The following is a 21,017-nucleotide window of genomic DNA, read 5'->3' on the forward strand; positions in this document are numbered from 1 at the left end:
CGAGCCGCCCGAGCCGGGCGCCCTCGAGGTGCACAAGGTCGCGCCCGACGTCGAGGCGCGCCAGCTCGCGCGGCTCCGCGCGGCGCGGGCGCGGCGGGACGAGGTCCGCGTCGCCGCGCTGCTCGAGCGGCTGGCCCGCGAGGCGGCCGACCCGAACGTCAACCTGATGCCGGTCACGATCGAGCTCGCGGCGGCGCGGGCCTCGATGGGCGAGATCGTCGGCCGGCTGCGCGAGGTGTGGGGACGGTACGTCGAAACTCCGGTCTTCTAGAAGGAGCCGCACCATGGACATCGCGAGCATCCTGGCGACAAAGGGCGACACGGCGGTCACGGTCCGTCCGGAGCAGAACATCCGGGAGGCGCTGGCGGTGCTCGCGCGCCACAACATCGGCGCGCTCATCGTCGCGGACGCCGCGGGCAAGCCCGTCGGGATCCTGTCCGAGCGCGACATCGTGCGCGAGGCGGCGAAGAACGAGGCGGTCTTCGCCCGGCGCGTGGGCGATCTCATGACCCGCGACGTCATCATGGGCCAGCCGCACGACGACCTCCAGGCGGTGGCGAACACGATGACCGAGAAGCGGATCCGTCACTTGCCCGTCATGGACAAGGGCAAGCTCGTCGGCATCGTCTCGATCGGCGACGTCGTCAAGGCGCAGCGGGACCACTACCGCGGCGAGGCGGACACCCTCCAGGCGATGATCCTCGACCCCGACCCCGGACACGGGCGCTGATGCCGCGAGCGGGCACGGTCGAGCAGCCGCTGCGCGTCGCGGTCGTCGGCGCCGGCCCGACCGGCTTCTACGCGGCGGACGCCCTGCTCCGGAGGGAGGGTGTCGCCGTCGAGGTGGACCTCTACGACCGGCTGCCGACGCCGTACGGCCTGGTCCGGCTCGGCGTCGCGCCCGACCACCAGAAGATCAAGTCCGTCACCGCCGCGTTCGACAAGGTCGCGGCCGACCCGCGGTTCCGCTTCTTCGGCGGCGTCGAGTTCGGCAAGGACCTGACGCTCGCCGACCTGCGCGCGCACTACCACCAGATCCTTTTCAGCACGGGCGCCCAGACGGACCGGCGCATGGGGATCCCCGGCGAGGACCTCGCCGGCAGCCATCCGGCGACGGAGTTCGTCGCCTGGTACAACGGTCACCCCGACTACGACGACTCGGAGTTCGACCTGTCGGTGGAGCGCGCGGCGGTGGTCGGCGTGGGCAACGTCGCGGTGGACGTGGCGCGCATCCTCTCCCGGAGCCGCGCAGAGCTCGCGCGGACGGACATCGCCGACCACGCGCTCGAGGCGCTCGCCCGGAGCCGGATCAGGGAGGTCTACCTGCTCGGCCGCCGCGGCCCGGCGCAGGCCGCCTTCACGAATCCGGAAATCAAGGAGCTTGGCGAGCTCGAGGGCGCCGACATCGAGGTGCGCCCCGAGGAGGTCGAGCTCGACCCCCTGAGCCGCGCGGCCGTCGAGAAGAGCCAGGACCGGGCGACGCTGAAGAAGATCGAGATCCTTCAGGGCTACGCGCTCCGGAGGCCGGCCGGCAAGGCGCGCAAGCTCGTCGTGCGCTTCCTCGTCTCACCGGTCGAGCTCGTCGGCGACGCGACGGGCCGGGTGGTCACGATGCGCCTCGTGAGGAACGAGCTGGACGCGACGCCGACCGGCGCGCTCCAGCCGCGCGCGACGGACCGGTTCGAGGAGCTCCCCGTCGGCCTCGTCTTCCGCTCGGTCGGCTATCGGGGCGTGCCGCTCCCGGGCGTGCCGTTCAACGAGAGCTGGGGCGTCATCCTGAACGACCGCGGCCGGGTGCTCGATCCCGACACGAAGGAGCCCGTCGTCGGCGAGTACGCCGCCGGCTGGATCAAGCGGGGACCGACCGGCGTCATCGGCACCAACAAGCCCGACGCCGCGGAGACGGTCCAGTGCATGTTCGAGGACCTGGAGCAGGGGAGCGTGATCCAGCCGAGCCAGCCCTCCGCGGCCGCGGCCGAGGCGCTCGTCCGGCAGCGGAAGCCGACCTTCTTCTCCTACGCCGACTGGCTCAGGCTCAACGAGATCGAGGTGGCCCGCGGGCGGGCCCAGGGGCGGCCGCGGGTCAAGTTCACCCGCGTCGAGGACATGCTGGCGGCCCTCGGCCGCTGCGCGAGCGTCCCGGCGGCCCCCAGACGGGGCTGACGCCAAACCCTCGAAATCTGCTACACTGTTTTAGGTTTTCGACACCGGGGGAATCGTGGCCGAGTCAGAGTCGGTTCTCGTCCTTCAGGAACGGCTGGCGTACGAGCAGCGGCTCGTCCAGCTCGTCGATCGCATCCACGCCGCCAAGAGCCTCGAGACGATCTTCATCGAGCTCCAGGGGGAGATCCTCGGGCTGATCGACGCCGACCGGATGACCCTCTATGCCGTCGACACCGATCGGAGGGAGATCTACTCGAAGTTCCTGGCGATCGACACGGTCAAGGAGATCCGCCTCCCCATCAGCGAGCGCTCGATCGCCGGCTTCGTGGCGGCGACCGGCAAGATCGTCAACATCGCCGACGCCTACGACAAGGCGGAGCTCGCGCGGATCTCGCCGACGCTCAGCTTCGACAGCTCCGTCGACAAGAAGACCGGCTACCGGACCCAGCAGATCGTGGCGATGCCGATCCTCCACGAGGGCAAGGCCCTCGGCATCATCCAGATCCTCAACAAGAAGAAGGGTCCCAAGTTCACGAAGGACGACGAGACCGGCGTCTCGCGCATCGCCAAGACGCTCGGCATCGCCTTCAACAACCAGGCCCAGCTCCTGCAGAGCCAGACCCGGCCCAAGACCAAGTTCGACTATCTCCTGGGCCAGACGCGGATCACGCAGGACGAGCTCAACTCCGCCCTCGCCGAATCGCGCCGCCGCCAGGTGGACGTCGAGTCGATCCTGATCGAGCAGTACAAGGTGCCGAAGGCCGAGCTCGGCATCTCGCTCTCCCAGTTCTACCGCTGCCCCTTCGTCGAGTTCGACGACAAGATCATCCCGCCGCCCGACCTGATGAAGGACCAGAAGCTCGAGTACCTGAAGCGCAACTTCTGGCTGCCGATCCGGCGCGACGACGACGGCATCGTCGTCCTCATCGACAACCCCCAGGACCTGCAGCGCGCGGACAGCGTCGTGCAGGCGATGAAGAACCGCAAGATCAAGTGGGCGGTCGGCCTGCGGAAGGACATCCTCCACTTCCTCAGCGCCGTGAGCGGCGAGGCGCAGTCGCGGGACGCGATCGGCAACATCCTCGGCGAGCTGTCGCAGGACGCCCCGACCGAGAGCGAGGTCACGGCCGGCGAGGTGGACGAGAACGACAACGCCGTCATCCGCCTCGCGAACCAGATCATCGTGGACGCCTGCAAGGCGCGCGCCTCCGACATCCACATCGAGCCCTACGGCGTCCAGAAGGACACGGTGATCCGGTACCGCGTGGACGGCAGCTGCTCCGAGTACCAGAAGATCCCCGGCGTCTACCGGCGCGCCGTCGTCGCGCGGCTCAAGATCATGGCCCAGCTCGACATCGCCGAGCGGCGCAAGCCGCAGGACGGCAAGATCAAGTTCAAGCTGCCGGACGGGCGCGAGATCGAGCTCCGCGTCGCCACGATCCCGACCGCGAACCAGAACGAAGACATGGTCATGCGGGTCCTGTCCGCGAGCGAGCCGATCCAGCTCGACAAGCTCGGGATGACGGAGCGCAACCTCCGCGAGCTGAAGAGGATCGCGGAGAAGCCCTACGGGCTGATCCTCTGCGTCGGGCCGACCGGCTCGGGCAAGACGACCACGCTCCACTCCGTGCTCGGCTACATCAACAAGCCGGAGCGGAAGATCTGGACCGCGGAGGATCCCGTCGAGATCACGCAGTACGGCCTGCGCCAGGTCCAGGTGATGCCGAAGATCGGCTTCACGTTCGCCCAGGCGATGCGCGCCTTCCTCCGCGCCGACCCCGACGTGATCATGGTCGGTGAGATGCGCGACGAGGAGACGGCCTCCACCGGCATCGAGGCCTCGCTCACCGGCCACCTCGTCTTCTCGACGCTCCACACGAACAGCTCCGTGGAGACGGTCATCCGGCTCCTCGACATGGGCCTCGACTCGTTCAACTTCGCCGACGCGCTCCTGGGCGTCCTCGCCCAGCGGCTCGTCAAGCGCATCTGCTCGGAGTGCAAGACCGAGTACCACCCGGAGCGGAGGGAGTACGACGAGCTCGCCGAGGCGTACGGCCGCGAGGCGTTCGCGTCGGCGCCCCGGTACGACGAGTCGTTCGTGCTCTACAAGGGCAAGGGCTGTGCGAACTGCGCCAAGTCGGGCTACCGCGGCCGCGCGGGCATCCACGAGCTCCTCATCGCGAGCGACGAGGTGAAGCATCTCATCTCGACCAAGGCGCGGGTCGTCGAGATGCTGACGCTCGCGAAGTCCGAGGGGATGACGACGCTCGTCCAGGATGGCGTGCTGAAGTCGCTGCAGGGTCTCACGGACTTCCGGCAGGTCAAGGCCGTCGCGATCAAGTAGCTCCGCCCGGGGGCCGGGGGCACCCCTTCTCGACCACGCTGGCGTTCACCGTCACGGTAATTCCCTTCACGTCACGACCGAGTAACGCCCAGAAGCTACGGGTCTCGAAGGGGGCGCGCCGGCCCCCGGGCGGAGCTACTCGCGGTCGACCTTGACGTCCTTGAAGGTGCGGTAGAGCAGGAGGTCGTAGACGATCTTGAGGCCGCCGCCCAGGACGAACGGTGAGGAGAGGGCCACGGCCTGCATGACCCAGCCCGTCAGCGCGGGCGTCATGGCCTGCGCCACCGTGCGCGCGAGGTTCGTCGTCGCGGCCGCCGCCTCGCGCTCGTGGTCCTCGACGATCGCCATCACGTAGGCCTGCCGCGTGGGCACGTCCATCTGCGAGAGCAGGTGGCGCGCGAAGAGTAGAACCGCAGCCGCCGCGGCGGTCGGCGCGGCGGCGATCGCCACCAGGAAGACGTTGGAGACGAGGTGCGACAGGACCATCGTCGCCAGCAGGCCGAAGCGCCGGACGGCGCGCGGCGCGAGCAGCAGCGAGGCCGCCGTGAGCACCTGCGCCGTGCCGAACATCCAGCCGAGGGCCTCGAGGCCGAGGCCGTAGCGCGCGTGAAAGTAATAGGCGACGAGCGACTGCAGGACGAATCCGCCCGCGAACGAGTCGAGCGCCCCGAGCGCCGCGAGGCGGCGGATGAGCGGGCCCGAGGACAGCCGGGGCCCGACGTCGCGCGGCCGCGCCACCGGCGCGCCGCCGGCGAGCCGCGCGTACGCGAGGCACTGGACGGCGGCGCCCGCGAGGAAGAAGAGAAAGAGCCGCGACGGGGCCAGCATGCCCGCCAGCGCGGACCCGACCGCCGCGGCCGCGTAGCCGGCGAGGTTGTAGGCGCTGAGCACCGTCGTGCGCCGCCGGGCGTCCACGGCGCGAGCGATCAGCACCTGCTCGAGCGCGAGGAACGGGCCCGTCTCGCCGGTGCCCACGGCGAGGTTGCCGAGCATCGCCGCGAGGACGACGAGCCGCGGATCGCGGGAGGCCAGGAGGATCAGCGCCGCCGTTCCCGACAGGAGGGCGAGTCCCACGAGGACGGGGCGGCCGCCGAACCGCTCCGCCGGGCGGCGGATCGCCCACGTCAGCGCCGCGCTCCCGACGAGCGTGAGGGTGATCGCCGTGCCGATCCCGGCCGTGCCCACCCCCAGGTTGCTCAGGTAGAGCGGGAACAGGACGCCGAGGAAGCCGTAACAGAAGGTCCGGGCCGCCTTCGCTCCGAACACCGCGACGACGTCGGGGTGAATCAAGGTCGCGCCTCCGGGATCCTAGGCGATGGGAGGTACTGGAGGGGGCTTGCCAAATAGCTCATCATGTGATGAGTATATTAGCAGGTGGAGGTGTCTCATGAATCCCGTGGAGCGCGCGCTCTATCAGGAGCTCACCCAGTTGCTCGACCGGCTGGCCGCCTCGATGCCGGAGGGCAGCGTCGACATGATCCGGGCCGCGAACCCCACGCTCAAGGCGCGGCTCGACGACGCGGACACGAATCTGGCGCAGGCGCGTGAGTCGGTGCTCGAGGCGTACGGTCGCTGGCGTCGGGCGCTCGAGGACGTCGAGAACCTCTGGGCGCTCGGCGCCTGGCGGTCAACCACGGCCGAAGAGCCGGCGGAGCAGGCCCCGGCGCTCGCCGCCTGAGAACATGGGGGGCTCCGGGCGCCCCCCAAGCCCCCCGGCGCTCCCGACGCGCTCGGCGGCGTAGGCCTGGCGCGCGGCCTCGAAGCGCTGCCAGTAGTCCGGCAGCTCGCGGGCGAGCACGGTCTGGACGGCCAGGAGCCGCGCCGTCTCGTCGCCGGCGGCGCGCTCGGCCGCCTCGACCTTCCGCCGCTGCTCCGGCCCCACGTCGGCGGCGAGGGTCCGGAGGCGCTCGAGGAACGCGCGCACCTGCGCGGCGAACTCCGCCCGGTCGCGCGCGCTGTCGGCCGCGGGCGCCGGCAGCCCGAGGGCCCGCCGCCGCTGCACCAGCGCGTCGAGGCAGAGGAAGTCGATCGCTTCTTCGAGGCGCTCGCGAAGCTCGACGTCGATGCGTGCCGCGAGGTCGGCGGGCCGGCTCGAGTGCGGCTCCATCGTCGGCTCACTATACCAATACCCGATCCCTTCGCCCCCGACAGGGAGTCGGGGAGGACCAAAGGTCACGGTAAGGCCGCTCGATGGCCCCGCTCCCCGGCATCAACGCGACTGATTCACCGAGTGCTCTCCCTTGAGTGGCGCTCGATCAGCCGTTTCGTCAACAGCACGAGACCGAAAATCTGCGTCCATTCTGAGACAATGTTGCCGACGACCTGGCCCCATTTGGTCTCAGAGTCCATCGAAGCATAAAGCGCAATCCATCCGATCCCCGTGATGACGAGAAAAATGCTAAGAGAGTGGTCGCGCAGTCCCTCCCAGACGGGACTCAAGAGGTTCTTCGGTGGACGTCGACTCTCAGCCGAGCCCTTTTCGTACAAGTACTTGGTCGCAAATACCATGACCACGACGCCCGACCAGTCGGCGATGGCATTGCCAAAGAATGAACCGAGATGGGTGCTGGGGCTGGAGACACTGTACAGACAAATCCACAACGTGAGGATGCCGGCCGAGGTGATGCTCAACGAATGCTGACGAATGAAGCGGTGTTCTTGGCGATGTGTTCTGGCCATTCCGAATCTCCCATGCGTGGCGCAGATGACGGGCGTCCGGGCCGCGTTCGATCCCTCGCCCGCCCTCACGTTTCCGGCCATCGGCCCGCGCCTACCTACCCGCCCACGAAGGGCGATGTCAAGGTCGGACTGCATGGGCCACAGGGCCTACGCCTGGGCTGCGCGAGCACCGAGGGCTGGCGTCGCGGTCGTTGTCCGCGTCTTGTCCGTGTTCGTTCTGCGCGAGACGGGAAATCCTGCGCTTGACGGCGGCCAGGAGCGCGGTCTAAAGGCGCAGAAAGTGAGAGGACGCGCCGAATGGGCGGGTGTGCCGGCGTACCGATGCTAAGATCGTGACGTGGTAGCTCGCGTCCTCTGCGCGACGTTCGTCGTCGTCCTCGCGCTCTCCGGCCGCGTCGCCGCGCAGGTGCCCGACTTCGCGGGCGTGGACGAGGCGGCGGCGGACGCCGTCGCCTCCGGCGAGATTCCGGGAATCGTCCTGCTGGTCGGGCGTGGCGACGAGATCCTCATCCATCGCGCCTGGGGGTCCCGCCGGCTCGTGCCCGACGCCGTCCCGATGACGCGCGACACGATCTTCGACATCGCCTCCCTCACGAAGCCGGTCGGCACGACGCTCGCGGTCCTCTCGCTCGTCGAGCGCGGCGCGATCAAGCTCGACGCGCCGCTCGGACGGTACCTGAAGGAGTTCCGCGGCGCGGCCTTCCAGGGAGTCACGATCGAGCGGATGCTGACGCACGGCGCCGGCTTCACGGCGTACCCGCCGAACAGCGTCGTGGTGGGCGGCTTTCCGGACGTGGCGCGGGCGCTCGCCAAGCTTCCGCTCGACTATCCGCCCGGCTCGGCGTTCCAGTACAGCGACACCGGCTTCATCCTTCTCGGGGAGGTCGTCCGCCGCGTGAGCGGCGATCCGCTCGACCGGTATCTCGAGCGCGCGTTCTTCCGCCCGCTCGGTCTGCGCGACACGAGCTTCCGCCCGTCGGCGAGGGTCCGCGGCCGCATCGCGCCGACCGAGTACACGGGCGGCCGCATGCTGCAGGGCGAGGTCAACGACCCCCGCGCGCGCCTGCTCGGCGGCGTCGCCGGCCACGCCGGCATGTTCTCGACGGCCGCCGACCTCGCGCGCATCTGCCGCATGCTGCTCCACGGCGGCACCCTCGGCGGCCACCGGTTCCTCAAGCCGGAGACGGTGCAGCTCATGTGGGAGTCGGCGCCCGGCGGCCGGGGCACGCGCACGCTCGGCTGGGACCTCTCCTCGCCGTACTCGCGCCCGATGGCGCTGTTCTTCCCGATGGGCTCCGTCGGCCACACGGGCTACACGGGCACGACGCTCTGGATCGACCCGCCGAGCGGCGTCTATCTCATCTTGCTCACGAACCGCATCCACCCCTGGGGCGGCGGTGCCGCGCGGATCCTCGAGCTGCGGGGCCGAGTCGCCGCCGCGGTCGGCGCGGCGCTCTTCAACCCGCCTGAGGTATTGGCGCAGCTCACGTCCGGCTCGACCGCCGCCGATCCGCCCGCGCCCGAGGCCCCCCCGCCGCCGCCCGTCAAGGTCACTCCGGGCGGCGTGCGCACCGGACTCGACGTCGTGAGGGACCAGAAGTTCACGGCGTTCGTGGGCCAGTCGATCGGCCTCGTCACCAACCAGACCGGCGTCGACGCGGCGGGGCGGCGCGCGATCGATCTCTTCGCCGCGGCGCCCGGCGTGCGGCTCCAGGCGATCTTCACGCCCGAGCACGGGATCCTGGGCGAGGCGATCACCGACGTCGCCAACTCGCGGGACCCCGTCACCGGGCGTCCCATCTGGAGCCTCTACGGCGCGACGCGGCGGCCCACGCGCGAGATGCTGAAGGACGTCTCGCTCCTGGTCTTCGACATCCAGGACGTCGGCGTGCGCTACTACACCTATCTGACGACCCTCATCTACGTCATGGAGGAGGCGGCCCGACAGGGCATCCCGGTCGTCGTCCTCGACCGGCCGAACCCGATCACCGGCCGCGTGGTCGAGGGGCCGCTGATGGACCCCGACCTCGAGTCGTTCACGGCGCCCCACACGATCCCCGTCCGCACCGGCCTGACGATCGGCGAGTTCGCGCGCCTGGTCGCCGCCGAGCGGAGCATCCCCGTCTCGCTCACCGTGGTGCCGCTCGAGGGCTGGGACCGGAACTCCTGGTACGACGAGACCGGCCTCGCCTGGGTCAACCCGTCGCCGAACATCCGCTCCGTGACCCAGGCGCTCCTCTATTCGGGCGTCGGGCTCCTCGAGGCCACGAACCTCTCGGTCGGGCGGGGGACGGACACGCCGTTCGAGGTGGTGGGGGCGCCGTGGATCGAGCCCGTGGCCCTCGCGGACGCCCTCAACCGCCTCGCGCTGCCCGGCGTGAGGTTCGATCCCACGTCGTTCACGCCGACGGCCGACCGCTACGCGAACGTGGTGTGCGACGGCGTGCGGCTCGTCGTGACCGATCGCGACGCGATCCGCCCGGTGACGGTGGCGCTCGCGCTCGCGCGCGAGCTACGCGCGCGTCACCGGGACCAGTGGAGGCCCGAGAGCATCCAGAACCTCCTGGTGAACCGGTTCACGATGTGGGCCTTCCTGAGGGGCGAGCTCCTCGAGCGGCTGGTCACCTGGACCGAGATCGACCGCAGCAGCTTCTTGAACCGGCGCGCGTCGTATCTCATCTATCGCTAGCCCTCCCCGAGGTCTGGTCAGCGCCCGGCGGCACGCTCCACGACGCGGACGTTCTTGAGGTTTTCCCGGAGCCGGCCCCGGAGCGCGGCGGGCACCGTGACCACGCCCGGGTCGCCGTCGCTCACGAACCGCTCGTCCGGATGCTGCTCGAAATGCCCGAGCCAGCGCCGGAGCTCGCTCTCGAGCGCCTGGATGCGCGGCAGCCGCACCGGGTCCCACGCGGCGGAGAACGGCGACGGCGCGGCGCCGCCCGCGACCATCAGGATGCCGTCGTGGCGGTAGGCCACGCCCTTGGCCGAGCCGGAGAGCGCCCAGCTCACGTCCCGCGGGTAGACGCCGTGCGGGAGCGCGAGCGTGCGCGGGCGGTAGTCGGGCACGTGGCGCTGGATCCACGCCTGGGCGCCGGCGATCTGCGCGCGGACGGTCGCCTCGTCGTACTTGCCGAGGTTCGCGTGCCAGAGCGTGTGATTGCCGATCTCGTAGCCGTGGCTCACGAGGAACTGGAGCTTCCGCGTGACGTGCTCGGGCTGGTTGAAGAGCCGGTTCGGCGGGTCGGCCGCGGGGAGCACGAAGAAGGTCGCGCCGCGCCCGAAGTCCGGCCGCTCGCGCGCGAACGCCTCGAGGATCCCGACGGCCGACTTCGGGTCGATCTCGAGCCCCCCGCGCTGCTCGAGGTAGCGGAACTGGCCCGGCGACGAGTCGTCGAAGGTGAGGACCACGGGCGTCGTGCCCGCGGGCAGCGCGATGCGGCCGTCGAGGAGGTCGCCGAGGGTGACGAGCCGGTAGCCCTTGGCGTAGAGCGTCTCGAGGTCGCGCCGGAAATTCTCGGGGGTGCGCGTCCAGCGCTCCTCCGGGTAGTCGATCTTGTGGTACTCGAGGATCATCACGCGGCCGAGCTCGTTGGGCGGCAGGTCGGCCGCGACGGCGAACGAGGCGAGCAGCAGCGCGGCGGTGACGATGAGCGCGACGAGGAGCAGGAGCCTCACTTGGCGGCGAGCGCCTCCCTCTGCTGCGCGTCCTTCGGGCGGAGCGCCGCGGCCGTGTAGTCGTTGCGCGGGTTCCAGAGCATCCAGCCCGCCGCGCCCGCGTCGTCGGCGGCCTTCATCTGGGCGCGGATCTCGTTGACGCCGAAGATCCGGCGGTCGAAGGCGTAGTCGCGGAAGTCTTGCAGCCACGGCCGCACGCGCACCCGCGTGTGCGCCGCGCGCTTCCGGATCAGGCGCACGCTCTCGAAGACGACCTGGTAGGGATGCTCGACCGGGTTCGCGAAGCCCGGGATACCCTTGTGGTAGCCCGACGGGTAGACCATCGGCGAGATGAAGTCGAGGTGCGGGGTCAGCTCCTCGATGCGCTGGCCGATGTCCGTGTCGTTCTCGTTGAACGCGGTGTAGCCGAAGACGTCGGCGGCGATGAACGCGCCCAGCGCCCCGAGCTCCCGTCGCGCGCGCTCGAGGAAGCCCGCGATCGCCGGCAGGCGCGTCTCCTTCGTGTTGGGCTTGGCGTACCGCGCGGCGCCGAGGCGGCCGTCGGTCGGGAAGCGCACGTAGTCGAACTGGACCTCGTCGAACCCCCGGCGGACGGCCTCGCGCGCGATCGCGATGTTGTAGTCCCACACTTCTTCCTGGAACGGGTCCATCCACGCGAGCCGCTCGTTGTCGATCCACGGCGTCCCGGTGCGCGTGTCGATGACCGCGAGGTCGGGCCGGGCGCGGGCGAGGACGTTGTCCTTGAAGGTCACGATGCGCGCGATCGTGTAGATCCCGCGCGCCTTGAGATTCGCCATGAGCGCGTCGAAGTCGCGCAGCGTGGCGGGACCCTGCGCGCCGGCCGCGAGGGCCTGCTCGAGCTCGGTGGCGTAGAGGATCCAGCCGCGATCGCCCTTCACGTCGATGACCACCGCGTTCAGCTCGGTGCGCTCGGCCAGCTCGAGGACGCGGCCCCGGATCCCCCGGTCGCCGACACCGAAGTAGGTGAGGTAGGCCGCCTTGACGACCTGGGGCTTGAGGACCACCACGACCGCGCCCCGCTGTGGCGGCACGAGCGTCTTCTCGAAGCCCGGCAGCTTCACGAGGAGCGGCGCCGCGGGCGGGACGTTCTGCAGGTGGAACGCGCCCTCGGCGTCGGTCCGGTGCTCGGCGCCGCCGACCACCACCGAGGCGCCCTCGACCGGCCGGCGCTCGGGGTCGAGCACGCGGCCCGTGACGGTCGGGCCCCACGTCGGGCCCACGGGCTGCGGTCGCTCGGGCGTCGGCCGCAACACCGGGGGGGCGGGCGGCCGCACGACCGTCGTCGCGCGCGTGTCGGCCGGGTACAGGAGGATCAGGTACCCGCTGGCGATCGCGAGGCTCAGGAGGAGGAGCGCAAACCCGCCGTCCAGTAGATGGCGGCGAGCCGACACGGGGCCGGAGGCTTCGTGCATCGCTGGTTCTTCGACCATAACCCCTCGATTCAGAGCGTACCAAGAAAAAATAATGCGGCTACAATTCGTCGCATGCTCGACCCGCGCTTCGGCTGCGAGACCGCGACGACGCGCACGCTCCGCGTCAACGGCCTCGACCTCTCGTTCCTCGAGTGGGGCGCTTCCGGAAACCCCGCGCTCTGCTTCCTGCACGGCGGCGCCGCGCACGCGCACTGGTTCGATCGCGTCGCGCCCGCGTTCGCCGATCGCTTCCACGTGCTCGCGCTCGACCAGCGCGGCCACGGCGAGAGCGAGTGGGCGGTGCCCGCCGCGTACGCGACCCGGGACTTCGCGGCCGACCTCCTCGCCATGATGGACGCGCTCGGCGTCGCGCGCATGGTGTTCGCCGGCCACTCGATGGGCGGCCACAACACGATGGGCTTCGCCGCCTGGCACCCCGAGCGCGTGCGCGCGGCCGTGATCATCGACGCGCGGCCCTCGCTGCCGCCGGAGCGGCTCGACCGCATGCACGCGCGCGGCCGGCGGCCGCCGCGGCTCCACCCGACGGTGGACCACGCCGTGCGGGCCTTTCACCTCCTGCCGCCCGACACGACCGCCGACCCCGCGTTCCTCGCCCACGTGGCGCGCGCGGGCGTGACCGCGCGCGACGGCGGCTTCACGTACCGCTTCGACCCCGCGTGCTACGCGGCGCGCGACCCCGTGGACAACTGGCTGCTCCTGCCGAAGGTCACCGCGCCGACGCTCGTCGTGCGCGGCGAGCACTCACCGGTGCTCCCGCGCGAGATCGCCGAGCGCATGCTCGCGGCGCTCCCACGCGCGTCGCTGGTCGAGATCCCCGGCGCTTTCCACCACCTCGTGCTCGACGCGCCCGACGCGTTCGTCCACGCCCTCGACGACTTCCTCGCGCGAGCGCTCTGACGCCGCGGCCCGACGCCGCGTGCAACCTCCGCCAAGCTTGGCGCCGCACCGGAGATCGGGCTGGACATGCGCGGGGCGGTCTCGGACTATACCTGTCGGCGCGCCCCTCCTCGGTGTGTCCGCCGGATGGACCGCGATAGTCGGGCGCGAAAGGCGTTGAAATGGCTCAAGAGAACGGCAGGATCGTTCGTGCGCTATGCGGCGCCATCAACGGCCGCGACTGGGACGCATGGCGGCAACTGCTCTCGGACGACTGCGAGTGGGTCTTCGTGGAGCGCGGCATCACCGGGGGCACCTTACGGGGCGGCGTGGAAGTGGCGGCAGCGTTCAAGCAGTGGACGACGACTTTTCCGGACCTGCGAATGGATATCGACAATCTCATCGTCGCCGGCGAGACGGTGGTCGCCGAATGGAGCGCACGAGGGACACAGCACGGTCCGCTCAAACGGGGTGAAGGCTGGTATCCAGCGACAGGGCGGTCGTTCACGCGGAGGGGCTGCTGGGTGGCGGAGCTACACGGCGGCCGGATCGTTCGCTTCCGAGCCTATACCGATGCCAAGACGCTCCTGGATCAGCTCGGTCTCGCGTCGACGACCCCGCATCTCCTCCCCCCATGATTGACGATACTGAAGCGAGCTGTTTCGGGACCTGCGCCAGGGCCGGTGCGCTCGCGCGGCTCGGCTCAGTCAAGCTGAGACACTGGCCGGCGCCTGCCCGATTGGGATGGGAGGGACCGCCGGCGGCGCCGGCCCCGCACCCAGCTACTCGCGCACGCGCTCGACGCGGACGGCGCAGACCTTGTATTCGGGGATCTTCGAGGACGGGTCGAAGGCCGAGTTCGTCAGGAAGTTCGCGGCCGACTCCTCGAGCTTCACGAAGGGCACGAACAGCGCGCCCGGCCGCACCGCCTCCGTCACCCGCGCGTAGCCCGCGAGTTCGCCACGGCGCGACTCCACGCGCACGCGCGTGCCCGTCTCGACACCGAGGCGCCGCGCGTCGCTCGGATGGATCGCCACCTCGAGATGCGGCGCGAGCTCCAGGAGCCCCTGGACGCGCCGCGTGAGCGTCCCGCCGTGCCAGTGGTAGAGGAGCCGGCCGGTGTTGAGGACGAAGGGGAAGTCCGCGTCCGGCAGCTCGGCGGCCTCGGCGAGCTGGAGCGCCGGGACGAAGCGCGCCCGCCCGCGCGGGAACGATTCGGCATAGAGGAAGCGCGTGCCCGGGTGGTCCGGGCCGGGGCACGGCCACTGGATCCCGCCCTCGCGATCGAGCCGCGCGTGCGACAGGCCCGCGAGGAAGGGCCAGAGGCGCGCCATCTCGTCGAAGATCGCCGCCGGGCCCGCGTAGTCGAACTGGCGTCTGACCTCGACGCCGAGCCGCCGCGCCACGCGGCGGGCCAGCTCGCACGTGATCCACCAGTCGGGCCGCGCGTCGCCGGGCGGGGCGAGGGCGGCGCGGACGCGCTGAACGCGGCGCTCCGAGTTGGTGAACGTGCCTTCCTTCTCGGCGAAGGCCGCCGCCGGCAGGAAGACGTGGGCGCGCTCGGCCGTCTCGTGCATGAAGAGATCCTGGACGACGAGGAAGTCGAGCTGGCCGAGCGCCTTCTCGGCGTGGTGGAGGTCGGGCTCGGAGAGGAGCGGGTTCTCGCCGATGACGTACATGGCGCGCGTCTCGCCCGTGAGGCAGCCCTCGACCATCTCCGTCACGACGCGGCCGGTGCGTCCCGGCGGCCGCGCTCCCCAGGCCTCCTCGAACTTCGCGAGCGTGTCGGGATCGTACCGCGCGTAGCCGGGCAGGTTCGTCGGGATGCAGCCCGCATCGCCGCAGCCCTGGACGTTGTTCTGGCCGCGCAGCGGCGAGATCCCGCTGCCCGCGAAGCCCATCTGGCCGGCGACGAGGGAGAGGTTCAGGAGCGCGTGGGCGTTGTGGATCCCGTTCGTGTGCTGGGTGATCCCCATACCCCAGACGAGGCATGACCCGGCGAAGGGCGGCCTCGCGTACCAGCGCGCAGCCCGCGCGACGTCCCCTGCGGGAACGCCCGTGACGCGCTCGGCGCGCTCGAGCGTGAAGCCCTCGAGCGACGCGCGCCAGGCCTCGAAGCCTTCGGTGCGCGCGCGGATGAACGCGTCGTTTGCGAGGCCCTCGTCGAGGATCACGCGCGCCATCGTGTTGAAGAGCGCCGTGTCGGTGCCCGGCCGGTTCTGGATCCAGAGGTCCGCCTGGTCGCAGAGCTCGATGCGCTTGGGATTGACGACGACGAGCCGCGCCCCGCGACTCACGGCCCGGCGGAAGCGGACCGCGATGACGGGGTGATTCGCGGAGGCGTCGGCGCCCACCACCAGAAGGCAGCCGGCGTCCTCGTAGTCCTGGTAAGAGTTCGACGTCGCGCCCGAGCCCATCGAGACGAGCATCGCCTCCACGGACGGCGAGTGGCAGAGCCGCGTGCAGTGGTCCACGTCGTTCGTCTGCATGACGACGCGGCAGAACTTCTGGACGACGTAGCCGTCCTCGTTGGTGGCCTTGGCGCTCGCGAGGGCGCCGAAGGCGCCGCGGTGCGTCGCGAGCCCCTCCGCGGCCGCGTCGAGCGCCTCGTCCCAGCCCACCGCGACCCAGCGGCCGTCGCGCCGGACCATCGGGCGCGTGATCCGGTCGCGCGAGTGGATGAAGCCGGTGCCGAAGCGCCCCTTGACGCAGAGCATGCCGAGGCTCGACCGGTTCGACGGCACGTCGTCCGTCATGAGGGCGAGCCGATCGTCCTCGCGCACGCCCACCTCGATCCCGCAGCCGACGCCGCAGTACGGGCACGTCGTCTCCACGCGCGTGACGATCTTCCCGGGCGTCTCCTTCGGGCGCAGGGCGCCCGTCGGGCACGTCGCGACGCACTGGCCGCACGAGGTGCAGACCGAGGACGCCATCGGGCCGTCGCCGAAGACGCCGACGCGCGTCGCGTGGCCACGGCCCAGGAGCGAGATGGCGCCGATCTGCTGGACCTCGTCGCACGCCACGGTGCACCGGCCGCAGAGGATACACGCCTCGCGGTCGAGGACGAAGAACGACTTGGACGCGTCCACGTCGTACCGGTGGAGCGGCGGGTGCGAGGGCTCGAGCAGCCCATGACGCGCGGACGCGGCCCCGACCTGCGCGAAGCCGGCGCGCTCGGGCGATGGCGCGAGCATCGAGAGCGTCAGGTCGAGGACGCCGCGGCGCACGCGCACGGCGTCGGGATGCTCCGTCGCGACGACCATGCCGTCGCGCGCCGGCAGGTGGCACGCGGCCGGGAGCCCGCGCTGACCCTCGACGTGCACCAGGCACGTCCGGCACGCGCCGAGCGCCGCACGGTCAGGGTCCTTGCAGAGCTGGGGCAGCGCGATGCCGAGGCGGTTCACGCCGTCGAGGACGCTGGCGCCCTCCGGCAGCTCGACGCTCCGGCCGTCGATCGTGAGGATCACGCTGTCCTCATGATACGCCGAACTCCCCGGGGAACTCGGCGAGCCCGGAGAGGACGGCGAGCGGGGCGGCCTGGCCGAGGCCGCAGAGCGACGCCGTCTGGATCACCTCGCTGAGCGCCTGCACGCCGTCCACGTCTAGACGTCCGTCGAGCATGGCAAGGAGCCGCGCCGTCCCCTCCCGGCACGGCGTGCATTTCCCGCACGACTCGCGCGTGTTGAAGGCGAGGAGCGTCCTGACCGCGTCGCGTACGGACGCGGTCTCGTCGAGCGCGACCACGCCGCCCGTCCCGGGGTTCACGGGGCCGCGCGGCACGAGCGGCTCGTCGAACCGCCGCGGGTGGACGACGCTCCCCGACGGCCCGCCGAGGACCACGGCGGCGATCGGCCGCCCGGTGGGGGAGCCGCCGCCGATCTCCTCGAGAAGCGTCCGGAGTGTCGTGCCGAGCTCGAGCTCGACGATGCCCGCGCGCTTCACCCGGCCCGAGAGACCGAAGAGCTTGGTCCCGCGTCCGCCGCCGAGCCCGGCGAACCACGCCCCGCCCCGCTCGACGATCGGCGGTACGGCGCAGAGCGTCTCGACGTTGTTGATCACGGTGGGCCTGCCGAAGAGGCCCGACTCCACGGGGAAGGGCGGCCGCGTGCGCGGCATCGCGCGCCGGCCCTCGAGAGACTCGAGCAGCGCCGTCTCCTCGCCGAGCACGAAGCCGCCCGCGCCGCGTCGCAGCTCGAGCTCGAGCGAGAAGTCGGCGCCGAGGACGCGCGGGCCGACGAGCCCCCACGCCCGTGCCTGGGACAGGGCGGTGGTGAGCCGCTCGGCGGAGAGCTCGGCCTCGCCGTGGACGTAGACGACGCCGTGCGACGCGCCGGCGGCGTAGGCCGCGAGCAGCACCGCCTCCAGGAGGCGGTGCGGGTCGCCCTCCATCAGGTGACGGTCCTTGAAGATCCCGGGCTCGCCCTCCTCGCCGTTGACGACGACGTACTTCGGCGCGCCCGCCGCCGCTCGGCACGCCGCCCACTTCACGGCCGTCTGGAAGTAAGCGCCGCCGCGCCCCGTGAGGCCCGCCGCGCGCACCTCGTCGATCACGCGCTCGGGCCGACCCTCGTCGAGGACGCGCGCGAGCGTCGCGTAGCTCCCGCGGCGGATCGCGTCGGCGATGTCGCCCGGGTCGGTGACGCCGCAGCGCTCGAGCAGCACGCGCCGCTGCCGCGCGAGGACCTCGCCGCCGACGTCGGTCACGCGGTCGGCGGCGAGGGCGTCGAGGAACTTCCCGACGTCCGCCGCGGCGAGCGGGCCCGCGATGAGCCGTGGACGGCCGCCGCGCAGGACCTCGACGGCGGGCGCCGCCCAGCACATGCCGCCGCAGCCCGCGGCGACGACGCCGTAGGGGAGCTTTCGGCGCTCGACCTCGGCGCCGAGCGTGGCGAGCGTCTCGAGCGCGCCGACGGCGACGCCGCACGCCCCCACGCCGACGGCCAGGCGCGCGCCGGGTCGCCGGCGCTCGGCCTCGCGCGTGAGCGCGGCGAAGCGCTCCGCGGGACTTCCCGAGGCGGCTGGCGGCGGCGGGACGACCGGCGCCGGAGCGGACGCGTGGGACGCGCGGGGCGCGAGGATCCGGTCGAGGTCGGCCGGCGCGACGCGGCCGCGGTACGCGTGATCGATCTCGACGACCGGCGCGACGGCGCACGCGAAGGCGCAGTCGAGCTCCTCGAGCGTCACGGAGCCGTCGGCGGCGGTCGCGCCCGCGCGGACACCGAGCCGCGCCTCGCAGGCGGCGAGCAGCGCGCCGCCGCCGTTGACCCGGCAGCTGACCCCCGTGCAGACGCGGACGAGACGCCGTCCCGGGCGCCCGAGCCGGAGCTCGGGGTAGTGGCTCGCGACGCCCCACACCTCGCTCCTCGGCACGCGGAGGTGCGCGGCGACGGCGTCGAGCGCCTCGGGCGGGAGCCAGCGCTCCGCGCGCTGCACCGCCTGGAGCGCCGGCAGGAGCCACGTGCGCTCGCGGGGAAACTTCGCCAGCGGCTCGGAGATGTCTCGCATAATCGGAGTGCATGGTAGCCGACCCGAGCGTGTTCCGCGACCTCGCCTACGTGTTCGTCGCCGCCGTCGTGGGCGGCGCACTGGCCCGGCTCGCGCGGCAGCCGCTGATCCTCGGCTACGTGGCCGCTGGCATCCTCGTCGGTCCGCTCACGCCGGGCCCCGCGGTGTCGGACGTCCACGGCTTCGAGCTCATGGCGGAAGTCGGCGTGGTCCTCCTGATGTTCTCGATCGGCATCGAGCTCTCCTTGAAGGACCTCCTGGCCATCCGCCGCCTCGCGCTGGTGGGCGTGCCGCTCGGGCTTGCGGCCTTCATCGGCCTCGCGACCGGCCTCGGGCTGGCGCTGGGCTGGAGCGCGCTCCGGGCCCTCTCCGTCGGCATCGTGCTGTGCGTGCAGAGCACGATGGTCGCGGCGCGCCTGCTCATGGACCGTGGCGAGACGGGCTCGCGCCACGGCCGGCTGACGATCGGCATCCTGCTGGTCGAGGACCTCGCGGTGGTCGCGCTCATCATCCTGCTCCCGACGCTCGGCGCCCTCGACCGGGGCGGCCTCCTCGCGATCGCGAAGGCCCTCGGCACCGCCGCCCTGATCCTGGTGCCCTTCCTCGTCCTCGCGCGCCGGGTCGTGCCGCGCCTCCTCCTCCAGGCCGCGCGCATGCGGAGCGACGAGATGTTCCTGTTCGTCGCCCTCGCGGTGGGCCTCGCGACCGCCGCCCTCACGCAGGCGCTCGGGCTGTCAGTGGCGCTGGGCGCGTTCCTCGCGGGCCTCCTCATCAGCGAGTCGGACTTCGCGCACGACACGCTCGCGCGGCTCCTCCCGCTCCGCGACACCTTCGCCGCGCTGTTCTTCGTCACGCTCGGCATGCTGCTCGATCCCGCGCAGGTGCTCGCCAACCTCCCGCTCCTCGGCATCATGGTGGGCCTGATCGTCGTCGGGAACCTCGCCGTCTGGACGGCCGTCGTCCGCCTCTTCGGCGAGTCCGTCTGGAACGCGGTGCTGACGGCGGTCGCGCTCACCCAGATCGGCGAGTTCTCCTTCGTGCTCGTCCAGGTGGCGCGGCGCGCCGGGTATGTCGGCGACGATGTCTACAACGCGACGCTGGCGGCCTCGCTCCTCACGATCCTGCTCAACGCCTTGCTGGTCCAGAAGGCGCCCGGCTGGATCGGCGCCCTGCGCCTCCGGGGGGCGGGCCCGCCGCCGGCGGTCGCGCCGAGCCTCGAGGGCCACGTGATCCTCTGCGGCTACGGACGGGTGGGGAGCGCGATCGGGGAAGCGCTCGAGACCTTTGGCATTCGCTACGTCGCCGTCGAGACCGATCCCGACATCGTGAAGGGGCTCCAGGCGCGCGGGGTGCCGAGCCTGTTCGGGGACGCGGCGCGACGCGGGATCCTCGAGGCGGCGGGCGCGGCGCGGGCGGCGCTCGTGGTCGTGGCGCTGCCGGAGATGGAGCGCGCCCGGCTCGCCGTGCGCGCGCTGCGGGCGATCAACCCCCGGCTGCCGCTCCTGGCCCGCGCGCATCACACCGCGGCGCGCGACCTCCTGATCGACATGGGCGCGACGGAGGTGATCCAGCCGGAGGTCGAGGCGGCGGCGACGCTCCTGCGCCACAGCCTCGAGCGCCTGGCGGTCCCGCGTCCGAAGATCCTCGCCTACCTCGAGCGGCTCCGCGCGGCCGCGGACACGGCGCTGATCCTCGAGCCGCTCGGCCGCGAGGACCTGCCCTTCGCGCGCGACCTGACGCTCGGGGAGGGCCCGCTCGCCGGGCGCTCGCTCAGGGACCTCCGCGTGCGCGAGCGCTTCGGTGTCGTCGTCCTTACGGTGACGTGTCCGGACGGCGAGTTCGTCCCCAATCCCTCGGCCGAGACCGTGTTCCGCGCCGGGGACCGCGTCCGCGTCTTCGGCCTCCGGGAGCAGATCGAGCGCTTCGCCGCCGCCGGCGCGAGCCGCGGCTGACGACGGCGGCCGCGGGTCAGCGGAGCCCGAGCCGGCGCTCGTGCTCCTCGAGGTGGCGCCCGGCGGCGGCGGCGCTGGCGGGGTCGAGCCACTTCACCTGGGAGAGTCGCTGCCGCGCGGCCCTCAGGTGGGCGAGGTCCACCGCGCCCGACTCGTCGTGGTGGGGCAGGTGGCGGAGCTTCTTCCCGTCGGGCGCGATCTCCACCACCGCGAAGGCGGCGTCCGGCAGAGCGTCGATGCGCGCGCGGCTCCACTCCTCAGCGGCGGCCGGCGCCGCAGCCAGTGCTAAGAGGACGAGCGACGGGGCGAGTGTCCTCATCGCGGCGAGCCTAGGGTCGCGCACGCCGGGGCGCAACGTCCAAAGATCG

The 21,017-nt window shown here is 71.8% G+C and carries 17 protein-coding genes; 9 read left to right on the forward strand and 8 right to left on the reverse strand.

The genetic code is table 11. The features are described 5' to 3' along the window. The 4 genes from VKG64_06255 to VKG64_06270 form a co-directional block, all read left to right on the forward strand. Positions 1-271: methylmalonyl-CoA mutase family protein (locus tag VKG64_06255; GenBank protein HKB24642.1), on the forward strand; the 271-nt coding region annotated here is incomplete at its 5' end. A gap of 13 nt (positions 272-284) precedes the next feature. After that, the gene (locus VKG64_06260; protein ID HKB24643.1) at positions 285-731 is read left to right on the forward strand and encodes a CBS domain-containing protein; all 447 of its coding nucleotides are present in this window, start codon (positions 285-287) and stop codon (positions 729-731) included. Beyond that, entirely contained in the window at positions 731-2,164 is a 1,434-nt protein-coding gene (locus VKG64_06265) for an FAD-dependent oxidoreductase (GenBank protein ID HKB24644.1), read from the forward strand. The genes VKG64_06260 and VKG64_06265 overlap by 1 nt, the downstream gene beginning before the upstream one ends. Before the next feature lie 55 nt (positions 2,165-2,219). Next, positions 2,220-4,508 (forward strand): GspE/PulE family protein, encoded by a 2,289-nt coding sequence (locus tag VKG64_06270; GenBank protein ID HKB24645.1) that lies wholly within the window; start codon positions 2,220-2,222, stop codon positions 4,506-4,508. 135 nt (positions 4,509-4,643) lie between these two features. Here the strand turns inward: VKG64_06270 and VKG64_06275 are convergent, their stop codons facing one another. Next, a complete protein-coding gene (locus VKG64_06275) occupies positions 4,644-5,798 on the reverse strand; it encodes an MFS transporter (protein ID HKB24646.1) in 1,155 nt (384 codons plus the stop codon). Positions 5,799-5,895: 97 nt separating this feature from the next. Here VKG64_06275 and VKG64_06280 point away from each other — a divergent pair, with 97 nt between their 5' ends. Continuing rightward, on the forward strand, positions 5,896-6,186 hold the full coding sequence (locus VKG64_06280) for a hypothetical protein (protein ID HKB24647.1): 291 nt from the start codon (positions 5,896-5,898) through the stop codon (positions 6,184-6,186). Here the strand turns inward: VKG64_06280 and VKG64_06285 are convergent. Beyond that, positions 6,136-6,615, reverse strand: coding sequence for a hypothetical protein (locus VKG64_06285; protein ID HKB24648.1), 480 nt, complete (start codon positions 6,613-6,615; stop codon positions 6,136-6,138). The genes VKG64_06280 and VKG64_06285 overlap by 51 nt on opposite strands. Before the next feature lie 116 nt (positions 6,616-6,731). Then, a complete protein-coding gene (locus VKG64_06290; protein HKB24649.1) occupies positions 6,732-7,268 on the reverse strand; it encodes a hypothetical protein in 537 nt (178 codons plus the stop codon). Positions 7,269-7,524: 256 nt separating this feature from the next. Here VKG64_06290 and VKG64_06295 point away from each other — a divergent pair, with 256 nt between their 5' ends. Then, positions 7,525-9,876, forward strand: coding sequence for an exo-beta-N-acetylmuramidase NamZ domain-containing protein (locus VKG64_06295; protein ID HKB24650.1), 2,352 nt, complete (start codon positions 7,525-7,527; stop codon positions 9,874-9,876). A gap of 17 nt (positions 9,877-9,893) precedes the next feature. On the opposite strand, the gene VKG64_06300 is transcribed toward VKG64_06295, so the two are convergent. Then, positions 9,894-10,862: a polysaccharide deacetylase family protein gene (locus tag VKG64_06300; GenBank protein ID HKB24651.1), complete on the reverse strand. Its 969-nt coding sequence runs from the start codon at positions 10,860-10,862 to the stop codon at positions 9,894-9,896. Further along, a complete protein-coding gene (locus VKG64_06305) occupies positions 10,859-12,295 on the reverse strand; it encodes a putative glycoside hydrolase (GenBank protein ID HKB24652.1) in 1,437 nt (478 codons plus the stop codon). Before VKG64_06305 ends, VKG64_06300 begins: the two co-directional genes overlap by 4 nt. A 72-nt stretch (positions 12,296-12,367) precedes the next feature. On the opposite strand from VKG64_06305, the gene VKG64_06310 reads away from it, so the two are divergent. Both VKG64_06310 and VKG64_06315 read left to right on the forward strand, forming a co-directional pair. Then, on the forward strand, positions 12,368-13,213 hold the full coding sequence (locus VKG64_06310) for an alpha/beta hydrolase (GenBank protein ID HKB24653.1): 846 nt from the start codon (positions 12,368-12,370) through the stop codon (positions 13,211-13,213). Between the two features lie 161 nt (positions 13,214-13,374). Continuing rightward, positions 13,375-13,830, forward strand: a complete 456-nt coding sequence (locus VKG64_06315; protein ID HKB24654.1) for a nuclear transport factor 2 family protein — start codon at positions 13,375-13,377, stop codon at positions 13,828-13,830. A 144-nt stretch (positions 13,831-13,974) separates the two neighbouring features. Here the strand turns inward: VKG64_06315 and fdhF are convergent, their stop codons facing one another. Both fdhF and VKG64_06325 read right to left on the reverse strand, forming a co-directional pair. Then, positions 13,975-16,659, reverse strand: coding sequence for a formate dehydrogenase subunit alpha (gene fdhF, locus VKG64_06320; GenBank protein HKB24655.1), 2,685 nt, complete (start codon positions 16,657-16,659; stop codon positions 13,975-13,977). A gap of 7 nt (positions 16,660-16,666) precedes the next feature. Then, positions 16,667-18,697, reverse strand: a complete 2,031-nt coding sequence (locus VKG64_06325) for an NAD(P)H-dependent oxidoreductase subunit E (GenBank protein ID HKB24656.1) — start codon at positions 18,695-18,697, stop codon at positions 16,667-16,669. Between the two features lie 11 nt (positions 18,698-18,708). On the opposite strand from VKG64_06325, the gene VKG64_06330 reads away from it, so the two are divergent. Further along, on the forward strand, positions 18,709-20,649 hold the full coding sequence (locus VKG64_06330; GenBank protein ID HKB24657.1) for a cation:proton antiporter: 1,941 nt from the start codon (positions 18,709-18,711) through the stop codon (positions 20,647-20,649). A 16-nt stretch (positions 20,650-20,665) separates the two neighbouring features. Here the strand turns inward: VKG64_06330 and VKG64_06335 are convergent, their stop codons facing one another. Next, complete coding sequence (locus tag VKG64_06335; GenBank protein ID HKB24658.1) at positions 20,666-20,968, reverse strand: hypothetical protein; 303 nt, start codon at positions 20,966-20,968, stop codon at positions 20,666-20,668. Positions 20,969-21,017: the final 49 nt, after the last annotated feature.

The organism is Candidatus Methylomirabilota bacterium (genome assembly GCA_035260325.1).
In the GTDB taxonomy this organism is placed as follows: Bacteria; Methylomirabilota; Methylomirabilia; order Rokubacteriales; family CSP1-6; genus AR19.

Bases quoted from the DNA above. Each gene is read 5' to 3' on its own strand.
- VKG64_06260 (HKB24643.1), top strand. From the start codon at position 285: ATGGACATCGCGAGCATCCTGGCGACAAAGGGCGACACGGCGGTCACG.
- VKG64_06265 (HKB24644.1), top strand. From the start codon at position 731: ATGCCGCGAGCGGGCACGGTCGAGCAGCCGCTGCGCGTCGCGGTCGTC.
- VKG64_06280 (HKB24647.1), top strand. From the start codon at position 5,896: ATGAATCCCGTGGAGCGCGCGCTCTATCAGGAGCTCACCCAGTTGCTC.
- VKG64_06285 (HKB24648.1), bottom strand. From the start codon at position 6,615: ATGGAGCCGCACTCGAGCCGGCCCGCCGACCTCGCGGCACGCATCGAC.
- VKG64_06290 (HKB24649.1), bottom strand. From the start codon at position 7,268: ATGGCCGGAAACGTGAGGGCGGGCGAGGGATCGAACGCGGCCCGGACG.
- VKG64_06305 (HKB24652.1), bottom strand. From the start codon at position 12,295: ATGCACGAAGCCTCCGGCCCCGTGTCGGCTCGCCGCCATCTACTGGAC.
- VKG64_06310 (HKB24653.1), top strand. From the start codon at position 12,368: ATGCTCGACCCGCGCTTCGGCTGCGAGACCGCGACGACGCGCACGCTC.
- VKG64_06315 (HKB24654.1), top strand. From the start codon at position 13,375: ATGGCTCAAGAGAACGGCAGGATCGTTCGTGCGCTATGCGGCGCCATC.
- VKG64_06325 (HKB24656.1), bottom strand. From the start codon at position 18,697: ATGCGAGACATCTCCGAGCCGCTGGCGAAGTTTCCCCGCGAGCGCACG.
- VKG64_06330 (HKB24657.1), top strand. From the start codon at position 18,709: ATGGTAGCCGACCCGAGCGTGTTCCGCGACCTCGCCTACGTGTTCGTC.
- VKG64_06335 (HKB24658.1), bottom strand. From the start codon at position 20,968: ATGAGGACACTCGCCCCGTCGCTCGTCCTCTTAGCACTGGCTGCGGCG.